General features: G+C 43.1%; 20 protein-coding genes and 2 tRNA genes. 9 read left to right on the top strand and 13 right to left on the bottom strand.

Annotated features, from left to right (window positions below; all coding sequences use genetic code 11):
• Positions 1 to 72: 72 nt before the first annotated feature.
• The 3 genes from M1P97_RS02395 to M1P97_RS02385 form a co-directional block, all read right to left on the bottom strand.
• The gene (locus M1P97_RS02395; RefSeq protein ID WP_249388292.1) at positions 73 to 2,418 is read right to left on the bottom strand and encodes a transglycosylase domain-containing protein; all 2,346 of its coding nucleotides are present in this window, start codon (positions 2,416 to 2,418) and stop codon (positions 73 to 75) included.
• Between the two features lie 35 nt (positions 2,419 to 2,453).
• Positions 2,454 to 3,395 carry a YeiH family protein gene (locus M1P97_RS02390; RefSeq protein WP_129732954.1) on the bottom strand — a complete coding sequence of 314 codons (942 nt, stop codon included), beginning with the start codon at positions 3,393 to 3,395 and terminating at the stop codon, positions 2,454 to 2,456.
• A 108-nt stretch (positions 3,396 to 3,503) separates the two neighbouring features.
• A complete protein-coding gene (locus M1P97_RS02385; RefSeq protein WP_249388291.1) occupies positions 3,504 to 4,388 on the bottom strand; it encodes a LysR family transcriptional regulator in 885 nt (294 codons plus the stop codon).
• Between the two features lie 87 nt (positions 4,389 to 4,475).
• Here M1P97_RS02385 and M1P97_RS02380 point away from each other — a divergent pair, with 87 nt between their 5' ends.
• On the top strand, positions 4,476 to 7,769 hold the full coding sequence (locus M1P97_RS02380; RefSeq protein WP_249388290.1) for an AsmA-like C-terminal region-containing protein: 3,294 nt from the start codon (positions 4,476 to 4,478) through the stop codon (positions 7,767 to 7,769).
• Here M1P97_RS02380 and rfbB read toward each other — a convergent pair whose 3' ends face one another.
• Together rfbB and rfbC are read right to left on the bottom strand one after the other, a co-directional pair.
• Positions 7,770 to 8,909, bottom strand: coding sequence for a dTDP-glucose 4,6-dehydratase (gene rfbB, locus M1P97_RS02375; protein ID WP_195372747.1), 1,140 nt, complete (start codon positions 8,907 to 8,909; stop codon positions 7,770 to 7,772).
• An 8-nt stretch (positions 8,910 to 8,917) separates the two neighbouring features.
• On the bottom strand, positions 8,918 to 9,478 hold the full coding sequence (rfbC, locus tag M1P97_RS02370; RefSeq protein ID WP_249388289.1) for a dTDP-4-dehydrorhamnose 3,5-epimerase: 561 nt from the start codon (positions 9,476 to 9,478) through the stop codon (positions 8,918 to 8,920).
• Positions 9,479 to 9,635: 157 nt separating this feature from the next.
• Between rfbC and M1P97_RS02365 the strand changes: the two genes are divergently transcribed.
• The 8 genes from M1P97_RS02365 to M1P97_RS02330 all read left to right on the top strand — a co-directional run bounded on the left by M1P97_RS02365 (position 9,636) and on the right by M1P97_RS02330 (position 13,068).
• Positions 9,636 to 9,710 (top strand) — tRNA-Cys (locus tag M1P97_RS02365).
• A 35-nt stretch (positions 9,711 to 9,745) separates the two neighbouring features.
• A tRNA-Cys gene (locus M1P97_RS02360) sits at positions 9,746 to 9,820 on the top strand.
• Between the two features lie 175 nt (positions 9,821 to 9,995).
• Entirely contained in the window at positions 9,996 to 10,211 is a 216-nt protein-coding gene (locus M1P97_RS02355; RefSeq protein WP_262893293.1) for an Arm DNA-binding domain-containing protein, read from the top strand.
• A gap of 98 nt (positions 10,212 to 10,309) precedes the next feature.
• On the top strand, positions 10,310 to 10,972 hold the full coding sequence (locus M1P97_RS02350) for a helix-turn-helix domain-containing protein (protein WP_249388288.1): 663 nt from the start codon (positions 10,310 to 10,312) through the stop codon (positions 10,970 to 10,972).
• A 5-nt stretch (positions 10,973 to 10,977) separates the two neighbouring features.
• Positions 10,978 to 11,448, top strand: a complete 471-nt coding sequence (locus tag M1P97_RS02345) for a DUF3990 domain-containing protein (RefSeq protein WP_195372751.1) — start codon at positions 10,978 to 10,980, stop codon at positions 11,446 to 11,448.
• Positions 11,429 to 11,884, top strand: coding sequence for a hypothetical protein (locus tag M1P97_RS02340; RefSeq protein WP_195372752.1), 456 nt, complete (start codon positions 11,429 to 11,431; stop codon positions 11,882 to 11,884). Before M1P97_RS02345 ends, M1P97_RS02340 begins: the two co-directional genes overlap by 20 nt.
• On the top strand, positions 11,881 to 12,363 hold the full coding sequence (locus M1P97_RS02335; protein WP_249388287.1) for a hypothetical protein: 483 nt from the start codon (positions 11,881 to 11,883) through the stop codon (positions 12,361 to 12,363). The genes M1P97_RS02340 and M1P97_RS02335 overlap by 4 nt, the downstream gene beginning before the upstream one ends.
• Positions 12,364 to 12,465: 102 nt before the next feature.
• Positions 12,466 to 13,068, top strand: a complete 603-nt coding sequence (locus M1P97_RS02330; RefSeq protein WP_195372753.1) for an NAD(P)H-dependent oxidoreductase — start codon at positions 12,466 to 12,468, stop codon at positions 13,066 to 13,068.
• A 558-nt stretch (positions 13,069 to 13,626) separates the two neighbouring features.
• Here the strand turns inward: M1P97_RS02330 and M1P97_RS26425 are convergent.
• The 8 genes from M1P97_RS26425 to M1P97_RS02290 all read right to left on the bottom strand — a co-directional run bounded on the left by M1P97_RS26425 (position 13,627) and on the right by M1P97_RS02290 (position 20,726).
• Positions 13,627 to 14,508: a D-Ala-D-Ala carboxypeptidase family metallohydrolase gene (locus tag M1P97_RS26425; protein ID WP_249388286.1), complete on the bottom strand. Its 882-nt coding sequence runs from the start codon at positions 14,506 to 14,508 to the stop codon at positions 13,627 to 13,629.
• Positions 14,501 to 14,704, bottom strand: coding sequence for a hypothetical protein (locus M1P97_RS02320; protein WP_249388423.1), 204 nt, complete (start codon positions 14,702 to 14,704; stop codon positions 14,501 to 14,503). Before M1P97_RS02320 ends, M1P97_RS26425 begins: the two co-directional genes overlap by 8 nt.
• A gap of 27 nt (positions 14,705 to 14,731) precedes the next feature.
• On the bottom strand, positions 14,732 to 15,175 hold the full coding sequence (locus M1P97_RS02315; RefSeq protein ID WP_249388285.1) for an HU family DNA-binding protein: 444 nt from the start codon (positions 15,173 to 15,175) through the stop codon (positions 14,732 to 14,734).
• Positions 15,176 to 15,374: 199 nt separating this feature from the next.
• Positions 15,375 to 15,866, bottom strand: a complete 492-nt coding sequence (locus tag M1P97_RS02310) for a hypothetical protein (RefSeq protein WP_195372755.1) — start codon at positions 15,864 to 15,866, stop codon at positions 15,375 to 15,377.
• Positions 15,867 to 15,928: 62 nt separating this feature from the next.
• Entirely contained in the window at positions 15,929 to 16,711 is a 783-nt protein-coding gene (locus M1P97_RS02305; RefSeq protein ID WP_249388284.1) for an HU family DNA-binding protein, read from the bottom strand.
• A 584-nt stretch (positions 16,712 to 17,295) separates the two neighbouring features.
• The gene (locus M1P97_RS02300) at positions 17,296 to 18,531 is read right to left on the bottom strand and encodes a tyrosine-type recombinase/integrase (protein WP_249388283.1); all 1,236 of its coding nucleotides are present in this window, start codon (positions 18,529 to 18,531) and stop codon (positions 17,296 to 17,298) included.
• Between the two features lie 1,243 nt (positions 18,532 to 19,774).
• Entirely contained in the window at positions 19,775 to 20,218 is a 444-nt protein-coding gene (locus M1P97_RS02295; RefSeq protein WP_249388282.1) for a carboxymuconolactone decarboxylase family protein, read from the bottom strand.
• 55 nt (positions 20,219 to 20,273) lie between these two features.
• The gene (locus M1P97_RS02290; RefSeq protein WP_249388281.1) at positions 20,274 to 20,726 is read right to left on the bottom strand and encodes a nuclear transport factor 2 family protein; all 453 of its coding nucleotides are present in this window, start codon (positions 20,724 to 20,726) and stop codon (positions 20,274 to 20,276) included.
• Positions 20,727 to 20,803 lie beyond the last annotated feature (77 nt).

Genomic DNA, 20,803 nt, shown 5'->3' with positions numbered 1-20,803 from the left:
AAAATAACAACTCCCGCAAATCTAGTTATTTTCTTAGATTTGCGGGAGTCGCGGGTATGTTAATTTAGTCTGTTATTCGAACATCTTGTCGATACCTCCGACATCGGTCGGTATATGCCTCCGCTCTTCCTCCGTCGTTGTCTTGCAAGGATTTGCATATTGTTCCGGAACATCGAAATCGTCATCCTCCGAATAGCCGAGGGTCTTGTCGGCATACACCTTCTGCATAAATAAGCCGTAGATAGGCAAAGCCATACTGGCTCCCTGCCCTTCCTGCAGACGGTCGAAGTGGATCGAACGATCCTCGCCTCCTACCCAACAACCTGACACAAGGCTCGGCGTGAATCCCATAAACCATCCGTCGGAGTTATTCTGTGTCGTACCTGTCTTACCTCCCATAGGCGCCTTTATACCATACCGGAAACGGACACGTCCACCGGTTCCACCGTCGATCACACTCCGCAGCATATACAGCATCTTATAGGAAGCATCTTCCGGCAAAACTTCGTTCATTTGCGAATTAAAGCTGGCTATCGTATTCCCATACGAGTCTTCGATACGGGTTACATAAAGCGGCTCCACACGAATACCTTTATTAGCAAACACCGTATAAGCAGCCACCATTTCGCCCACCGACACATCCGGTGTACCGAGCGATACGGAAATAACAGGATCGATATTCCCTTTCAGCCCGAACGAATGTAACAGGCGGACAAAGGTATAAGGAGAAAGTTGCTTCATCAGATAAGCAGTCACCCAGTTGGACGAATTCTGCAATCCCCACTGGATAGTCACCATTTCACCCACCCGCTTGGCTCCGGCATTACGCGGCGACCAAAGGATGCCGTTCTCGTCGGTCAGTTGTTGCTGCACGTGAAGCATTTCCTCACAAGGACTGATACCTTCGATCATCGCCAATGAATAAAGGAAAGGCTTGATGGTAGACCCCACCTGGCGACGTCCGCCGTTGATCATGTCGTACTGGAAATCATTATAATCGATACCTCCAACATAAGCTTTCACATGCCCCGTACGCGGGTCCATCGACATAAAGGCCGTACGCAGGAAACTCTTATGATAACGAATGGAATCCCACGGCGACATAATGGTATCGATCGGACCGTTCCAACTGAACACGCGCATTTCAACCGGTTTCTGGAACTCTTTACGCATATCGGCTTCGTTCATTCCACTACTCTTCATGCTACGATAACGGTCAGTCTGGTGCATCGCACGCATAATCATCGTATCTACCTGTCCGACCGACACATCGCGTGAGAACGGGGCATAACTACGTCCCTTCTTCTCACGGAAGAATGCGGGTTGTAATTCTTTTCCGACATGTTCGCGAACGGCATCTTCCGCATACTTCTGCATACGCGAGTCGATAGTCGTATATATTTTCAGACCGTCGGTATAAAGGTTGTAGAACTCACCATCGGCTTTCTTATTCTTATTACACCAACCGTACAGAGGATTGGTTTCCCAGGCCAGCGAATCTTCAGAGAACTTCTGACCTTGCCAGGAGGCATAACGTTTACGGTCCGGTTTCTTAGCCGTCAGCGTCAGGCGAAGATATTCACGGAAATAGGGAGCCAAGCCTTCCTTATGGTCCATACGGCTGAAACGGACAGTCAGCGGCAACGCTTTCAGCGAGTCGCAATCGGCACGGGAGATGTAACCGGCCTTCTGCATCTGTTCGAGCACCGTATTACGACGGCCACGGGTACGTTCATTCTGGCGTACCGGATTAAAGTAAGAAGGGTTCTTACACATTCCCACCAGCGTGGCAGCTTCTTCTATCTTCAGATTCTTGGGAGTCGTACCGAAATAAACACGGGCAGCCGACTGAATACCTACGGCATTATACAGGAAGTCGAACTTATTCAGATACATGTTGATGATCTCTTCCTTCGTATAATAACGTTCCAACTGGGCGGCAATCACCCACTCGATCGGCTTCTGGAAAAGACGTTCCATAAAGTTATCGGCACTTGGCGAAAACAACTGTTTAGCCAACTGCTGGGTAATGGTACTACCACCACCTCCGCTCTTCTGCATCAGGATACCACGCTTAACGACGGCACGGAACAATCCCTGCGCATCGATACCGCTATGCTCGGCGAAACGGATATCTTCGGTTGCGATCAGTGCCTTCACCAAATCAGGTGAAAGGTCTTCGTAGTTCACAAATATACGGTTGTCCTTACTATGTGCATAACTCCCCAATGTCTTTCCATCAGCAGAAATGATTTGGGATGCATATTTGTCAATAGGATTTTCGAGCTGTTCCACCGGCGGCATATATCCGATAGAGCCATTCGCTATTGCGGTAAATATCAGGAATACAGTCCCTACTGCTGCCGCAAACAGTACCCAGAATGTAATTATAATGCCTTTTGTTACTTTTGAAGCCATCTTCTTATTCGCTTAGAAACCGCAAAGATAAGAAATTAAACTAATAATATAACTCCTAAGCTAATTAAACCAATGAAAACCCAGAGCACCACCCCTTGTACCATCGGACGGACACCCACCTGTTTGATTACTTTTCTTGATAATCCGGCTCCGATCAGGAAGAGAGTGACGGTCAATCCCTTCTTTGCCAACCAAACCAACGAACCTGTCACAGTTTCGGGAATCGTTAAAAAGGTGTTGGCAACCATTGCCAGAATGAAAAAGAAGATGAACCAGGGGATAGCGATCTTACCACCTTTTTGCTTGAAAAGGAACATGGTGACGATCGTAATCGGAATAATCCACAAAGCACGTGTCAACTTAACCATCGTAGCGATTTCAAGCGCTTTCTCGCCATAAGCTGCACCGGCACCGACCACCGAACTTGTGTCGTGGATAGCAATAGCCGCCCACATGCCGAATTGCTCCTGCGTCATATTGAGTAAATGACCGATAGGGGGAAAAATAAACAGCGCAATTGCATTCAGGATAAAGATCGTACCCAGTGCCATCGACATTTCATTATCGTTAGCTTTCACTACCGGCCCCACGGCTGCAATGGCGCTACCGCCACAAATAGCTGTTCCGGCAGAGATCAGATAAGCGGTTTTCCTATCCATCATCAGGCGTTTGCCCAGATATATACCCAACACCAGTACAGCTGCCACCGATACAATGGTGAAAAGCATTCCTTCCTTCCCTGTCTTCAACGACTCATGCAGATTCATACCGAACCCGAGCCCAACGACCGAAAACTGTAACAGATATTTGGATGTCTTCTTACTAAACTTAGGAAAAGGCTGCCCGGCTGTCATCCCGAGTGCAAGCCCCAGAAACAGGGCTATTGCGGGCGAAATAAAAGGGAATAGACAAATAGCGAAAAGGAGAATAAAAAGGGGTTTGTTGTACTTCGTTAAAACTTGCTCGATTGTATTCATTACTATAATTTCATTTAGTTATCTTCTCTTTTGACGGCGCAAAGGTAAAATTAAAAAGCAAGCGCTCCCAATTACTATAAGGAATAGCAGATAACCTGAGGTTATGGATTATTTATAAGCTTGCATATATCGTATAAAACTCTCTTCCAATCCCCCACTCTGCCCTTGCAGTTGCACAAAAGAAAACATTCGTTCAGCCGTAAAGTCGGATATATCGATCACCTTCAATATCCCCGATGTCAACTCGCGGGTAACGGCACGCACCGAAACGATAGCCAAAGCATCCGAATTTTCCAGAAATAATTTGATACTCTCTGTACTTCCCAACTGCATCAACACTTTCAGTTGCGACAGTTTGATCTGATGTTCGGCCAATGCCGACTCGAGCACCTCCAATGTCCCCGAACCGTTTTCGCGCAGTATCAACGGAAGGGTACATAATTGTTCGAGCGTCAGTTCATCGTAATGGGCCAGCTTGCTACCGGTATGGGTCAACAATACCAGTTCATCCTTCATAAAAGGGGTGTAATGTAAGGAGCTCTGGCGGGCATTACCCTCTACTAGTCCGAGCGTGATCTTTCCTTCGCGCAGGGCTTTCTCGATATCGTGGCTGTTGCCGTTGAGCAGGGAGACGCGGATATCTGGAAACTTGGTAACAAAAGAAGAAAGGATAGGCGGCAGGACATACTGCGCAATCGTCGTACTGGCACCGAGACGCAGTTCGCCACAGACGTTATCGGTCAGCAGGTTCATTTCGAAATCCAGTTGACGGTAAGCCGTCAGCAGGTTATTGGTATGCGACAGGAGCAACTCTCCCGCAGTTGTCAGCACGATACGGCCGCCGGTACGGTCGAAAAGCGGTGTCTTATACTGTACCTCCAGCTCATGAATATGCTTGCTGATAGCAGGCTGGCTGATAAACAACTCCTTTGAAGCCTTCGTAAAGCTTAGGTTCGTCGCTACACTGTAAAATACCTTCAGACGAAAATCCATATTCCTTATTATTTCTAAATAAACTTATCGGGAACAAAGATATGAGTTTATTTACATACTTTTGTATGACCGTAACATGAAGACATTATGAGGATCAATAAAAAAGTTATTACAATCATCGTATCCATTGCCGTAACCCTGTTCTTTATCCTACCGGGCATCGGTTTCAGTATTCTTAACTGGGGAGTACTACCTCCCGAAAAACTGACTCCACTCGTTATCGAGCAAACTAATAAATTCCTTGATGCACACCTCGATTGCGAACGGATCGAATTGACCTACTTCGAGACCTATCCGCATCTGGGGATCAAACTGGTCAACGGGCGCCTGATATCACACGCCGCCGAAGACTCGACGGTACATGCCGAAGAACTGGCTATCCCGTCCGACTCGCTACTGGCATTCAAACAGGCAGTGATCTCGTTCCGTCCAACCGACTACCTGTTCGGTGGTAAGATTACGATCGGTGAAGTAAATATAGAAGAACCCCGTTTTTACGGCTACGTCAACAAGAAAGGTTCCGCCAACTGGGATATCTATTCAAGCGAACCCGACTCTGCCGCAACCGACAAGAAACCCTTGCCTCCCATCGACTTGCAGAAAGTACGCATTACCAACGGCCGCTTCACTTACGACGACCGCCAGGGCGACCTGTTTGCCGAGATAAACGGTTTCTTCCTCAGTCTCGATGGCTCACTGACTACCGGAGGTAATAAGCTGGATGTCGAAACAGGCTGTACCTCCATTCTCTTCAGCAGCCCGACTTATACACTCGCAAACAAGCTGGCCCTGAAACTGAAAAGCCAACTCCTGCTCTCGGATAACTACAACACCGTGACACTGAACAATGCTGAATTACTGGTAAACAACCTTCCTTTCACCGCCGGCGGTTCCGTCAGCAGCCTGCCTTTCCTGAAACAGACACGTATCGATATGGAAGTCGGGCTTAAGATATCCGACATGAATGACCTGCTTCATTTCATACCGGACGCTTATTTCCAAAACCGGGATAAGACTGTTGCGAAAGGTTCTATTATCATGGAAGGGAATATACATGGTTTCCTGGGCGACAGTATCGTGCCGTCCGTCAACCTGTGTTGCAAGATAGAGAACGGTTCTTATCATATGAAGGGGGTCAAACAAGGAATCGATACCCTGCAAATGGATATGGACCTGCATCTGAACGGCATGTATCCCGACTCCTCATTCCTATCCCTCGAACAACTGACCCTGAAAGGAATGACCACCTCCCTCGATATGCAGGGCAAAGTCACCAATCTGCTAACCTCACCGAATGTGGATACAAACATAAAAGGGAAAATAGACTTTACCCGTCTGGCAAAAGAGTTCATTAATCCGGATACCTTGTTCCTGCAGGGGGTGATGGACGCTGATCTCTCCGCCTCTTTTAATATAGACGACCTGCTAAATAGCCAGTACGGAAAGGTTCATGCCTCCGGCCGCTTGAATATCGACACGCTGAAAGCTTACAGCTTGCCGCTTGGGATGGATGTATTTATTACCAAAGCACATTTCTCTGTGGACTCGACAGGATTGAGCAGTTCGTATCTGGACAACAAAGATTTATTGAGTATGTCGATGTCAGTAGATAGTCTGAACATGAAATATCAAGACGCCATAAACACCAACATAAGTAAGCTGGCTATACAGGCAAAAACGTCTCCTGTAATAGATACAACAGCCGTTATCCCGATGACAGGCCAAATCAGATTCGACTACCTGCGTACCCGCCTGCCGGACTCCGTATTACTGGTAGCCGGAAAAACTGTACTGAAAGGGGGGATCAAATCGTCGGCTTCCGACAAACGGATACCGACGCTCGGGGCTACGATCTCCGTCGACACGCTACGTTATTTTATTATCCCCATGCGTACCGGGATGATACTCTCGGAAAATACATTTAATCTGGAAGCCCTGCCTTACCGTGATGCGATGCGTCAGCGATGGCTTGCCCGGACAGACACAGTCGCACGTACCAACTCAGCAAAACGGCCACGTCGCACAAGGACAACAGGCAATCAGGTTCAAATAGACTCCACCGACGTCACCTCCCAACTATTACGACAGTGGGAAGTGCGGGGCAGCCTCTCGTTCAAACAGATGCGTGGGTTCAGCCGGATAATGCCTATCCCGATGAAAATCGATCAGACAACATTGAAATTTAACACAAACGATATCACCCTCACCGATGCTCGCCTGCATCTGGGTAAAAGCGACTTCATGTTGAACGGAGAAATCAAAAGCATCCGTCAGGCTATGTTGCGGGGAGGCAAGTTGAGAGGGAACTTCTCCCTTACCTCCGATTATATCGATTGCAACCAATTGATAAAAGCAATAAACTCAGGCATGCAATATGCCGAATTACAAGAGTCCGCAGGCCATACCGGTATAGATGCGGAAAGCCTGGCAACCCTGGATACCCATACCTTACAGGACGCTATTTCCGTCGCCTCACTCGACACGACCGATCAGGTATTCGTTATCCCGGCCAATCTGGATATGACACTTCATACCAATGCGAAAAAGATAGACTTCAAAGATGCCGAACTGAGTAATGTAGAAGGTGAAATTATTATCCGCAACCAAAGCGTCAACCTGAGCAACCTCGCGATGAACTCAAACATCGGCCGTGGAAATATGACGATGTTCTATACGGCAAAAGATAGCCGAGGGGCATCTGCCGGCTTCGATCTCGATATGGAAGATGTAATGGTAGAGAAACTAATCAGCCTGTATCCTGCGATCGACACTCTGGTACCTATGTTACGTTCATTTGAAGGAGTAGTGGATTGCCAGATTACGGCAACTTGTAAGATGGACTCCACGATGTCGCTCGAACTCCCGTCTCTGCATTCGGCCTGTTACCTGCATGGTGAAAACATGGTATTGCTGGATGGCGAGACTTTTACCGAAATATCGAAAACGCTTATGTTCAAGAATAAAAAACGGAATGTGATAGATAGCATTTCGGTCGACCTGGCCATCAAGGACAATAAAATAGAGGTATTCCCCTTCCTTGTCGAAATGGACCGTTATAAAGTGGCTGTCGGAGGTACGCACAATCTCGATATGACATTCAACTATCACCTCTCGGTATTGAAATCACCCGTTCCATTCAAGTTGGGGATAGATATTACCGGCAATCTGGATAATTTCAAATACAAGATCGTGAAATGCCGCTATAAAGATATCTTCAAGCCGGCCAAAGAAGCCGAACTGGATAGCACGCGCACAAATATCCGGAAAGAGATACGGGAATCGATACGTAAGCAAATAAAAGAGACTGCCCCCGAATTGGTGGGCAGTCTCTCTTCAAATCATATACCGACACCGGCTACGGAAGATACCGGTGTCTTATAATCAACGGCCGGAATACATCCGGTCGTAATATTTCATATAGTCTCCACCTGTGATATCTTCCACCCACTGTTGATTTTCCAAATACCAGCGGATCGTTTTTACGATACCTACCTCAAAGCTGGTTTCAGGTGTCCATCCCAGTTCCTCGGATATTTTTGTCGGGTCGATGGCATAGCGCTGGTCGTGTCCGAGACGGTCTTTCACGAAAGTGATCAGGCTGTCGTTAATCCAGTCGATCGAAATCTGTCCATCCGGACCAATCTCCTTCTTCTTGAGCATCTGGCGGTACTCGGGTTGCTCGGTCATTAACCGGTGGATTGTATTGATGGTCAGTTTAACGATTTCAATATTCTGTTTTTCGTTATGACCGCCTACATTATATACCTCTCCTACCCGTCCACGATGAATAACGGCATCGATAGCCTTGCAATGGTCTTCTACATACAGCCAATCTCTAACATTCGTTCCATCACCATACACCGGCAGGGATTTACCCTCCAGGATATTCTTGATGATCAGTGGGATCAGCTTCTCCGGAAAATGATAAGGGCCATAATTATTTGAACAACGGGTGATACTTACGGGCATTTTATAGGTATCGGAATAGGCTTTCACAAACAAGTCGGCACTGGTCTTGGAAGCACTATACGGACTTCTCGGGTCCAACGGGGTTGTTTCGTGGAAATACCCCTCTGCTCCCAGACTGCCGTACACCTCATCGGTCGATACCTGATGGAAACGGACGCCTTCCCGCCATTGAGGATAGCCGGTTTCGTCTTTTCCTGTCACCCAGGCTCTGCGGGCAGCATCGAGCAAATTCTGTGTACCCAATATGTTTGTTACGAGGAACAACTGCGGATTTTCAATACTACGGTCCACATGGCTCTCTGCGGCAAAGTTAACCACATAATCGAAGTTATACTTTGCAAAAAGTTCATCAGCCAGTACACGGTCACAGATATCTCCTTTTACAAATTCGCAACGTTTGCCATCGATATCTTCCGCAATCGTACCCAGATTACCTGCATAAGTCAACAGGTCGAGAACCACGATTTTTATATCCTGATGTTCCGCCAGCATATATTTGATAAAGTTAGCGCCAATAAAACCGGCTGCACCGGTAACCAGATAAGTCTTCATCGTCCGTATTATTTAAATGTAAAATTATATTCCGCCTCACTCAATAGTGGGGCTTTTGTATCTTTCTCTGATAAATTCACAGCATCTATATTTGTGATCCCCCAGTCTACACCAATCCCAGGATCGTTAAATCGCAGGCCTCTTTCATGGGTAGGCATATAAGGATTATCGACCTTATAGGTAAAGATTGCTTCTTCGCTCAACACATGAAATCCATGTGCAAATCCTTGTGGAATAAAAAACTGGCGTTTGTTCTCTGCTGAAAGTTCCACAGCTACATACTTACCGAATGTCGGAGAACCGGTGCGAAGATCGACAGCCACATCCAGTACTCGTCCTGTTATCACCCTTACCAGTTTCGATTGCGAATAAGGGGCCAGTTGGTAGTGTAAACCTCTAAGTACTCCCTTGGAAGAACAGGATTCATTGTCCTGTATAAAATTTATCTTACCAATGTGTTGTTCAAACTCAGCCTGCTTATAAGCTTCCATAAAATATCCCCTCGCATCATTAAACACTTTTGGTTCAATGATCCAGACACCGGGTATTTCCGTTTCTATATAATTCATTCCTTTATATTTATACTAACAGGAGACAAAGTAACTTCTTTTTCCTTAGTTCTGCAACTATCAACGCCTGCAAAAAGAATGAAAAAGATTTGCATATTCCAAACATAATGCCTTTCTTTGCACTCGCAAAAACGATAATACGTCATTTGAGACAAACGGTTCCTTGGATGAGTGGCTTAGTCAGCGGTCTGCAAAACCGTGTACGGCGGTTCGAATCCGCCAGGAACCTCCAAAGAGATACTTATCAATATTTGCAAAACAAAGTCCGGTTCCTTGGATGAGTGGCTTAGTCAGTGGTCTGCAAAACCATGTACGGCGGTTCGAATCCGCCAGGAACCTCCAATAGCAAGAAAGGATTAGAAAGAAAATTTCTAATCCTTCTGTTTTTTTTAAGTACTTACATCCTCTGTGATGGAAGGATTGGAAGAAGAAATTTCATAGTTTTCAGCTTTTGTTTTACAATTGTTTTACAGTAAAACAGCCCAGAATTGTAATGAAAGCTACGATTTAGATTGAGTTGCGCAAGGATTATGCAACCAAAGAAGGCAAACAAATGGTTTGTCTGCGTTACACTGCTTATCGTCGTTCTACTCTAATCAGTATGAACATAGCAGTTTACCCCAAACACTGGAACAAGGTATCGAATACGGTACGTGGTTCTGAACCTCGTTGTTATTACTACAACAAAGCCATCAGTGAAGTTTATCAGAAGGCAGACACGATAGATAGTTAGAACTAAATTTTATTTCTTATCTTCGTGGCTGCAAATATAGAAAGAATACAGTTGAAGCTAAACTATTTATTTAGCATTTAACTTTTAAATACAATCTTATGGTTCATCTTGAAAGAATAAAAGAGTTGTGCGAAAAGAAAAACGTAACAATGAAACAGGCAGCCGTTGAACTGGGTATGACAGAGCAGAGTTTGCACAAAATCATCAAAGCGAACTCTACCAAGATAGACACGCTGCTAACTATAGCTCAATACTTTAATGTAGAACCTGCCTATTTCTTCGATAACTACTCTGCCGATACCTCTAATTGTATTTCTATCAACAAGGAAGAGTTAGAAGGACTCATTAAAAAGGTAATTGCCTATTCAATTCATGGCTTTGCGATGGTAAAGCTCGAATGGGATGCTGAAGAACAAAAGTTTAATTCATACTTTAATGTACTAAAGAAACAGTATAGTCCTGATGCGTCAGATTTAAAATACATTTCTTCTCTATTGGAATCAGAGATTGAAGTTACTGATAAAACTACCTCTAAAGATGTCGCAAGATTATTAATGACAAAAGACGAGTTCGACTTTACATCTACCTACTACTATGGCATCCGAAAGATGGAAGTACAGGAAGAATTACAGAAACTTATGTCTTTTTTGGATAAGCACAATATTCCTGTTACTGATTCTATTAAGAAGGATATTGATGAACTGAAAGGCAGGGTTAAGCATTATGAGGCTAAGAGCATTATAGGGAATAATAAAATCTAACCATTATGACAATATATCACGGAGGATACCAATCTGTAGAAACTCCTCGAATAATAGAAGGAGAATTTGCCAAAGACTTCGGCAATGGTTTTTATTGTACAGAAATCAAGGAACAAGCTGCCCGATGGTCAAAACGCTATCCTACTCCTATAATCAGTACTTATGACTATAAAGAAAATCCAGCCTTAAAGGTTCTTTATTTTAAGGAAATGACAGAGGAATGGTTGGATTTTATCGTGAATTGTCGGAATGGCATAAAGCATGACTATGATATAGTTATTGGCGCAATGGCAGACGACCAAATCTACAACTACATTTCCGACTATATAAATGGAGTATTGACAAAAGAACAATTTTGGGTACTGGCAAAATTCAAATATCCTACTCATCAGATTAACTTTTGTACTCAGCAAGCGTTAGAGTGTTTAACTTTTAAAAGAAGCGAGGAGGTAAAGAATGAACGGACGGGAAGATAAAAAGCAAAACGACCTTTTCTTTGTTTGCAGCCTGATTGATTATATTGCCCGCCAAACAAAGAATGAACGCAAGGTTGTAGTCAATACTCTTGGTAAAGACGAACTGGAACATCTTTATGACTTGGCAGATGTTTATCATAGTGAGAATATAGATAAGATAACACATGAGTTAATCAATAAACACTCTATTGAAACAGGATGTTTTGATAACGTAGCAGCTTGCCAATATCGGATTCCTACTCATTGGGATATGGGAAAAGTTTATCATAGATTGATTGCAGATATTTGTAATACCGATAACAAACCTGCAATTGATGTACTGATTGAGGTGTACAATTCTTGGATTTCTGATAGCATAGATAACTATAACAGCAGTATGTATTATGAAAATCCGAGCTATTTGTTGGCATCTTATAAAGCTGGGCGACCGTTATGATACAGATATTCAATGAAGTACAACAAAAGAAAGTGGATTTCATATTGAATCATCCTTTGGCAAAGTTGTCAGATTTACGTTCACATGAAATCCAAAACTTGGCTGTAGTGTGGAGTTATTATTCTGCTAAAATAGCAAGTAATGCCTATACTTATGTAGAGGTTGAAGCACTGCTTAAAGATGGTATTACTTCCGAAAAAAGATATGAGGATGCCAGTATATTAAAGTGCCTCTATAATATGTTTATCTCGAAAGTGGAATGTGTTTGTAAAAAGAAAAGGCAAGTGATAATTGACGGATGTACTTTATTAGGAGTGCATAAGGCTCTACAAGAAGCGGCTATATTAAATGATGCTAAAGTCTGCTACTACAAAGCATTGGAAAAGTCGCACACAGAGCATTTGACAGAAGACTTTCAGAAGCTGGTTGTTGAAGCGGAGATAACTGCCTTGCAGAAGTACTTGTCTATCATGGCTTAGGCTAGAATGAAATCTTAAAACATATGCAGTTGATGAACAAAGTATGCTAAGATAAAAGTTTGATGTTTTTTATAATATACTAATTCACATAATATAAGCAAAATGAAAATATCTGTTATATTAGGTCATCCCTATGAGAATAGTTTTAATGCAGCTATTGCCCAAACTGCAATAGATACCCTTAAAAAAAGTGGTCATACAGTAATGTTCCATGACTTGTGTAGTGAGAACTTTAACCCTGTAATAACTAGCAAGGAGTTGGTTAGTGACAAAGCCGATGATATTTTATTGGAATTGCACCAACGAGAAATAAGAGAAGCGGATGGGATAATAATAGTGCACCCAAATTGGTGGGGACAACCACCTGCTATTTTGAAAGGTTGGGTTGATAGAGTTTTACGTGAAAATGTGGCATATACATTTCCAGTTGGAGATAATGGTGGAGGATTGCCAATTGGCTTATTGAAAGCAAAGACAGGTATTGTTTTTAACACATCTAATACTCCTGAAAAAAGAGAGAATGAAGTGTTTAGTGACCCTTTGCAGCGTATTTGGAAAGACTGTATTTTTGATTTTTGCGGGGTTACCACATTTGACCGTATTATGTTCCGTATCATAGCAGACAGTTCGCTTGAACAGCGTAAAATATGGCTCAAGGAAGTTGGGCAGATGGTAAATAAGTATTTTCCAAGCACAAACTTGTAAGATTTTGAAGGGATTTTCTAATGCAGATTGTTGAAGCGAAGATAGCTGTTTAACAGAAACATTTGTTTATCATGGTTTAGAGGCACTCTTAAAGAAGAAATAGAATAAATCTTTCCATTTTTTTTCTTTGCAAATTAAAATTATCAGTTTATCTTTTTGACTATTAATAAACGATTTAAACAGAATATTTGTTTTACAATTGTTTTACAGTAGCGAAGCTAAGAGAGCTCTAATCAATTGGAAATAAAGAGATTATCTTGGTGGTTTAAAATCCGCCAGGAACCTCCAATAAAAAAGGATTAGAAACTATTTTCTAATCCTTTTGTTTTTATAAACACTTACAACTTATATCACTTATTTCAGTCTATTCCAACCTACTTTAAAGACATTTACATATCTGCTTAAACTTAATATTTAAGGCACATCCCCTGTCACTGTATATTGCAAATAGATATTTCCGCATCCTACAAACTGTTTATTAATGACCGAACCGGCTCCAATTTGTATGGGATGATTTAGACAAAGTTGATTTATATTGTATGCGTTCTATACTAATTATTATTTATTAGAATTATGGGAAGAAGCAATATTCCACCAAACATAACCTCCGGCAAATAGGACACCGAAAATTATCCAGATTCTTATAGATGAAGACTTATTATATTCCTTATTTTCAGAGAAAGCGGACTGGTTTGTTTGTTGATGGGTTATTTCCAATAATGAATTATTCGTATAACTGACCGTGTCGATCATGTTACGATGTTTGTTGCCTTGTAGTAAGGTCATTTCTGTAGGATATTGATGGCCGATGCTGTCGGGTGGCGAAAAGAGCATTCGGGTTATATTCCAGTTTATGGAATCTACGGTAAATATTTTATGGTTCAAGAGGGACGAGCCTTTACCGGAGACAATCAAAGAGTCAGCGCGGAAAGTATATTCTTCCCTTGCACTATTCCGCCGTATCCGGCAAGAGGGTAATAGAAATATCAGACACATTATATATAATAACACCTGCATCCTGTTGCATCCCTTCTCTTTTAAAGAAAGATGAAGGAACCGGCGTTTTTTGTATAAGATAGCCTGATCGAAAACTAATCCTGATTTTATCAGCAAATTGAGTAAATAACCCGGCCCTTCCGGGATATAACAATCGGCAGCCTCCCCTTTCCGGTGCTGACTGGCAGCGATGCCACCGGCCAAACGGTTTACGGTTTCGTTGCGGTAACCGCTCAGGATAGCGATCGGGGCATTGTATACTTGCCTCAACGGTTCCAGCAGATGGAGAGCCAGGTAACCGAGAGCATGAAGCGCCGCAGGCGGAGGCTCATTATCTAGTCCGTTCTCTACAGCGATACGGCTGTAACTCATTTCTTCTTTGCTGAAATGTTCGCTCAACATGGCTTTGTGTGTTGTAATCGTCTTGTGTGTCGTGTCAGTCATGATTGTTCATTTTAAATTTATATGTATAATCCACTCCGAAAAGTGCTCCGGCAAACGTGCTGATCTCCCCGAAAGCCACCAGCACACTACTGTCTATCAATCCGTCAGGGTCTACCCAGAAACCGCTGAAGAGAAGAACAATCCCGCTCAATGTGAGCAGGACTGCAATAATCAACTGAACCGTTAGCCGTTTCATCATTCCCTGTCTATTTCACCTGTCAACTTACTCGATTACCGGTCTGTCGTCCTCATTCTCCTTATTTTCTTCCTCCTTCTTCTCCGTCAGGCGTTCAAAACTAGTCTGGCTCTTGATCGTCCGGAGTGCCCTCCCCGGATAGAACCTCACACGGGGTTCCTTTATCAGATTCGTATCGAATTTAGTGGCTTCGGCCACCCCCACCGAGCCTAGCGTAAAACGGAAAGTGCCCAACTCCCCTACCGCTACACGGCGGCCATGCTGTAGATGGCGCACCAGTACTACATTCACACGATCCAGTACCGCCTTTACTCCGGCGCTTCCCACACCGCTGCTGTCTGCCACTTCCTCTACAAATTCTTCAAACGGGACATAATCGCCCGACGCAATCTGTGCATAAATCTTTTCCGGAGTTTCTTCCTTGTCATTCCCCAAATTTCTTTTTGATACCAATTTAAACTTTACACCCATAATAATTAATGTTTAGTAGTTAATAATCAAACTGCCGTTAGTCAGGCACAAAACAAAGATAATAGGATAGAAAAATGAAATGTTCCGAAATATGCAACCCGGAAAGGTCAGTAAGACAGGTAGCCTGTATACGGGCAGGTAGTAACGAAATACCCACATTATATTTCGGAAGGTTAGAAAGTTGTTCTTTTATGTTTTGTTAATCATCACAAGGTTGTTCTGGCTCATTTCCATGCCTGATACGTTCGAGTAAATGCCAGAAGTCTTCTTCCAGCAACTTATTCTCACGGAGCTGTTTACTGAAATACTTCACACTGTAATCCTCTTTGAAAGCCAGCATAAAAACAAAAGCCAGATGCGGAAACGAAGGCGTATACCCATCCTCCTGCTTCCCTTCAAGCAAGGTGATCACCTGTTGAAGCAATTTCGGATCCAGCAACTCGAAACGAAGAGAGCCCATCACAGTAGAATGCAACAGGTAATCCAATGTCATTTGCCAGTTATGAGTAAACAAATGAGTAACAAAGAGACGGTAACGATCGGACATGATCCTCCAATCAAAAAAGGCAGCATGTAAGGCTGCCTGATAGTAGAAGGTTTGTTCTTCTTCGGAGAGTTCCTTCAATTTAATTTTAAACAATCTGACAGATGGCGTGTCTGTCCCGAACAATTTTTTCAGTTCTTCATACATACTGCATTCCGGAAGGGGGAATGGTTTGTCCCTCCCGGAGCGCAGTATTTACCCTTTCGGGATTAACTGTCTTTTTCATTTAATGCGCTCAGCAAAAACTTTCCGGGTTTGAACTTCACGCTTTTGCGTGCATGGATCAGGCATTCGTTGCCGGTTCGCGGATTACGGCCCGGACGAGCAGATTGTTTCCACAAGGTAAAAGTACCGAACCCCTGCAGCATAATCCCGCTATCATCCTTTAACAACGTTTCTCCCACTACTTCCTGAAGGCTGTTGACAAATTCCCTTACTTTATACTGCGGAGTATTCATCCGTTTTGCCAGTATTTCCACTAATTCCGGATAACGTAGCAAGGCTCTGGAAATATCCTGTCCGGCATTACTCAATGAGAAGAAGATATCTTTATTCATCGAAGAAGGCATCGACTGCCGGATCAGGGTTACATGTACCTGGTCCGGCGCTTTCTTGTCGCGGTTGATACAAAAGGCTATCTGTTCCGAGGAAACTCCCAAACGCATTTTCAGTTGCGAACGGATGATACTGCCACGAAAAGTGGCCCTGTTCAGATCGGTAAGATCCGGCTCTTTTACATTTGTATATATAAAAGATTCTATCAGAAAATAATAATCGCCCTTATCGTCCCCCTTCATCAAATCCGTATAGTAATTAAAGAGACGTTGCCATTCAACCGAATTGACAGAATACTCATCTTCGTACGCATCTTCCCCTTCACCAAATGCAAAACGAAAAACGTTTTTCACCGCATTTCCAGTGTCGGAACCAATGGCATACAAATATGACATTCCGGTCCACAGCAGAGCCAATATTAATACTAGTTTCCTCATTTTCAAACAAATAATCGCTTCCGCTTTAGTTTACTTCATGGCTCTTTTATAGGATAAAAGAGCCATGAAGTAAATCACAGAATGCAACTACTTGATAATATTAGATATAAGTATCATTTTATCAACTGATTATGTTTCTGCAATATGAATTTATTATGTAATAATATTTTACATAGTATATACAAAATGATTTACAATGCTTCATTAATATTATTTGCCGAAACTTGTGTAGAAACAATGGCAGTTTGAATGAGATTCATTGTTTTTATATCATAAGTTATCTGTTGATTATTAGAATAATACAGTTGTAGGATATTGTTAGAGCCGTTATACTACCTGCTGAAACATCAAATTATGCAGAAACATTTCCTGAAAAGCTTGAATATTATATTTAGCGAAAATATTTGAGTATATGAAAATAATAACTTATATTTGCCATTGATTTCGAGAACAAAAAACAATATTTTATATTTTGAAATCAGAATTAAAAATTGAAAGGTATTTACTTCCGGCTCTTTTATCCTATAAAAGCCCCTTTTTAAACATCTCATTTTCCTGTTATTTGTATTATTAAATTTCTGCACTTACAAGCGTCGCCCGTTGATTCTCTTTTTGTAGCTTTTTATTACACGGCTGTTGGCTTCGTCCAGTACATCGTGATTTATCTGGCGCAAATAAACGCGTGTCGTACTTTCCGAACCATGCCCCATACAGGTGCTGATTACAGATACCGGTATTCCTTCTTCCTGTGCCAGGCTAGCCCACGTATGCCTGGCGGCATAAAAGGTCAATGGAAAAGGGAATTGCAGGATCTCACCGACCTGCAGGATCCGTTTATTCAATTTTCGCTGGATAAGACGATAGGCCTGATAGCTGTCGCCCTCACGCAACATAGGAAGCAGATAAGGCGAAGCAGGGTCGGCATATTTATCTATCAACAGACTAAGGGGTTGCTCCACTTTCATTTCCAATAATTGCCCGGTCTTTTTACGCCGGTAGGAAAGAATGTTGATCCGCAAATTCTCCTTTTTCAGATAACACATGTCCACAAAAGCCATCCCACGCGCATAGAAACTGAACATAAAAACATCACGGGCCAGTTGTATCAGTTCACTCTCTCCGGACAGATCCACCTGCTCGATCATCAATATCTGTTTGGCAGAAACAGCGCGCTTGGCTGTTTTCTCCTTTTTAAAAGTCACCTCGCTAAAGGGATCGAGCTCCGAAAGAACCACACCCATCATTTTTGCCTTATTATAAATTGCACGCAACTGATACAGATACGCCCATATCGTATTGGGTTTACCCCCCTTTTGCCTGAGATAATTACGGTACAGCGCAACCAGACGGGGAGTTAAATTACCAAAAGTAAATAAAGGATCGTTCAGAAACTCATCGAAAGCACGGATCGCGTTCTTATAATTAGACGAAGTCCCGTCCTTACCCTCTTCTTTAAGTTCGGTAGTCAGGTAGTCGGTAAAAACAAAGATATTGCTCAGGTCGTTGTAGCGCGTATACATCAATATGATATCATCGACGGAATAGTCTTTTTTACCGGCATTCAATGTATTGCATATATTAGTTACAATTTCTCTCAGCTTTGCTACATACTCCGTGGCTTCGCGGATATATGCTACCCGCTCCTTTTTGCGGCTTCCGGCACGCAAAGTTTCTTTTTCCGGATTAAATTCTCCTTTATGCAGACGGTACGGCGTATAAATATCCCGCTTCCGCCGGTAACGGATCACCTGAATAATTAACGGATATCTGCCGTCTTTATATTCTCTCGATGTATTCATCCTGATTTTGATAGATGTCATTTTCCCTCCATTTATTTATAAACTCAAAATAATAGATGAAGATACAACGGGAAAAAGAGGAGAATTGTTGACTGTCCGATCCAGACATAGGTTAATTTAACCGGGAGAACAAAAAGGGGATCTAATAAAATGAATAAAGATAACTCTATGCAACTAAAAACCACAAACAGTTGGCAAAATATTCAATATTATTCATTTTTTATAGCAACCCATTCTATCCGAATCGCTCGGATAAAAGACTTTTGCGGCATTATCTGCCGGGTAATGGGAATTAAGTCCGAGACAATGGCCATCAGGTCGGGGATAATCGGCAGTGAAGTCCGGGCTAATTGAAACTAAGTCCGCGACAGCCGGCATTAGGTCCGAGGTAATGGAAGCCGGCCGCCGAAAAAAGACGATCGGGCACCGGAAAAGCACTTTTCATAGTCGTTATTTAAGGTAAAACAGACTTTTCTGCCACTAACCTCTTCCTGCATCCATCTCTTTTTCAACTAACATTCTGCCACATAAAAATCACCGGCACTATCTCCCTGTCCCATTAACCCAGGGAACTTGCTGCCCCGCATATCAAAACAAACACATCCCCCCCTCTCACCCCACCAAAATGGCAACCCCCAACTCCCGCACAGCCGCATATTTCAGAAGCCATCCGGATATAGGCACATACAGAGCAAGGAAATGAAGGGTGAAATGACAATTTGATAAAAGATTTACTCCAGCAAATTGAGATTAAAACTCATAGCTTAGAAAAAGGTGAAACCTTTTCAATTAATAATGAACAATTGGGCTTCGCGCTCGGATGTAGAAAAAGGTGAACCAAAATGACAGGTTTTGTAGGGGTGGGGCTTGCCCACCCTTTGCGACAAGAATATAACAACCGGTGAAGAAGGGCGGGCAGACCCCGCCCCTACGGCCGAACCTGCCTGTTCCATTGTGACGGCGCCTGTAAGGGCGGTTCGCGAACCGCCCCTACAAACGACACTACATTCAAATCTGTCAATAATTGAAACAACTTATTTTAAATTATCAACGATTTGGATTAACCAATTGAAGAATAAACTCTTAGCAAACTATTTGAGAAATAGAGGTAGCGCGTTGCTTGCAATGCGGTCCGGACAAATTTCCTAATAAGCTAAGGTATTTTCCGTTGGTAAATATCCGTACGGCTGCAAACATTCCCTCTAATCTACATTTTCAGCCCTCGCTTTTTCGGTGGCTGCATCATCCGTCCTGCGGATTGGACTTACCGCTCCTGCAAATAGGTCAGCAGGTCGCGCTCGAAAAGATCGGCGAAAAGATGCTCTTTAAGGAATCGTTCAATAGTCGGAGCGAATACTGCATATCCCGCTTTCGGTGCATCAATCGACACGCCCGATATTTCGGCAAGCACATCGCGTCCACGTTCGTAACGACTGTTGCTATCCTTGATTGCAGATGCTTCCCGACCAACGGGATCGTTCATTCCGTTCGCTTTGCGTTCATCCACTACCTGCATAAAAGTCTGGATTGCCCGTAAGCTGCGGGGAAATCCGCAATAAGCATAAGCGTGAATCAATACTTCGTTTATTTCATTGATGGTCATACCGGCTTCCAACGCCTCGGCGAGTGCCGGTTTCAGATGTTCCAAATCTCCTTTTCCCGTATAGGATGCGATTGCGACGACAGCCTGTTCACGGGCAGTCAGCACCTTGTTCGTTTCAGCATAACGGTTTTCCGATTTTCATGTCTATTTTCTTATTCGATTATTCACCTAAAGTTCTTGTAAAGGCAAGTGTAGAAAGCTGCCATTTGCCGTTTTCCATTACATAGACTTCCGTAACGATAAAAGGGAAACGTACAGCATTGCCTCCGACTACCGAATTCAAATGAATCCGGCTGTAAACCGTTGCCGTTCCTGCCGAAAACTTCACCTGCACATCATATATTTCGGCTTTCTTGTACCAAATGCCGCCTGTGCGGATGGTATTCAATTCCTCCTGCTTGCTCCAATAGCCGCCCATATGAACAAACTGCGAGTTCTCATGAAACAACTCTGCCAGCTTCTCTACATTCTTCTCTGCCATCCAATTCCACTTATTGTTGGATAAATCGACTATCGTCTGCTCTTCGGCAGTGAATACTTTCTGATTCTCTTGTGCTTTCGTTCCGACAGACAAGGTCAGGAACATCAATACCGTAATGATCAATGATTTCATACCATTCTGATTTTTTATTGTAACCTTTGCAAAGGTAGAGGAGATACAGAAAAGCAACGATACAAAAAAATCGGTAA

The sequence above is a fragment of the Parabacteroides leei genome, from assembly GCF_023369805.1.
In the GTDB taxonomy this organism is placed as follows: Bacteria; Bacteroidota; Bacteroidia; order Bacteroidales; family Tannerellaceae; genus Parabacteroides; species Parabacteroides leei.
This window is presented reverse-complemented; position numbering and strand designations above follow the sequence as displayed.

Bases quoted from the DNA above. Each gene is read 5' to 3' on its own strand.
- M1P97_RS02340 (WP_195372752.1), top strand. From the start codon at position 11,429: ATGAACGGACGGGAAGATAAAAAGCAAAACGACCTTTTCTTTGTTTGC.
- M1P97_RS02330 (WP_195372753.1), top strand. From the start codon at position 12,466: ATGAAAATATCTGTTATATTAGGTCATCCCTATGAGAATAGTTTTAAT.
- M1P97_RS02305 (WP_249388284.1), bottom strand. From the start codon at position 16,711: ATGAGGAAACTAGTATTAATATTGGCTCTGCTGTGGACCGGAATGTCA.
- M1P97_RS02390 (WP_129732954.1), bottom strand. From the start codon at position 3,395: ATGAATACAATCGAGCAAGTTTTAACGAAGTACAACAAACCCCTTTTT.
- rfbB (WP_195372747.1), bottom strand. From the start codon at position 8,909: ATGAAGACTTATCTGGTTACCGGTGCAGCCGGTTTTATTGGCGCTAAC.
- M1P97_RS02320 (WP_249388423.1), bottom strand. From the start codon at position 14,704: ATGAAACGGCTAACGGTTCAGTTGATTATTGCAGTCCTGCTCACATTG.
- M1P97_RS26425 (WP_249388286.1), bottom strand. From the start codon at position 14,508: ATGACTGACACGACACACAAGACGATTACAACACACAAAGCCATGTTG.
- M1P97_RS02350 (WP_249388288.1), top strand. From the start codon at position 10,310: ATGGTTCATCTTGAAAGAATAAAAGAGTTGTGCGAAAAGAAAAACGTA.
- M1P97_RS02335 (WP_249388287.1), top strand. From the start codon at position 11,881: ATGATACAGATATTCAATGAAGTACAACAAAAGAAAGTGGATTTCATA.
- rfbC (WP_249388289.1), bottom strand. From the start codon at position 9,478: ATGAATTATATAGAAACGGAAATACCCGGTGTCTGGATCATTGAACCA.
- M1P97_RS02385 (WP_249388291.1), bottom strand. From the start codon at position 4,388: ATGGATTTTCGTCTGAAGGTATTTTACAGTGTAGCGACGAACCTAAGC.
- M1P97_RS02310 (WP_195372755.1), bottom strand. From the start codon at position 15,866: ATGTATGAAGAACTGAAAAAATTGTTCGGGACAGACACGCCATCTGTC.
- M1P97_RS02345 (WP_195372751.1), top strand. From the start codon at position 10,978: ATGACAATATATCACGGAGGATACCAATCTGTAGAAACTCCTCGAATA.
- M1P97_RS02290 (WP_249388281.1), bottom strand. From the start codon at position 20,726: ATGAAATCATTGATCATTACGGTATTGATGTTCCTGACCTTGTCTGTC.
- M1P97_RS02380 (WP_249388290.1), top strand. From the start codon at position 4,476: ATGAGGATCAATAAAAAAGTTATTACAATCATCGTATCCATTGCCGTA.
- M1P97_RS02300 (WP_249388283.1), bottom strand. From the start codon at position 18,531: ATGACATCTATCAAAATCAGGATGAATACATCGAGAGAATATAAAGAC.
- M1P97_RS02315 (WP_249388285.1), bottom strand. From the start codon at position 15,175: ATGGGTGTAAAGTTTAAATTGGTATCAAAAAGAAATTTGGGGAATGAC.
- M1P97_RS02395 (WP_249388292.1), bottom strand. From the start codon at position 2,418: ATGGCTTCAAAAGTAACAAAAGGCATTATAATTACATTCTGGGTACTG.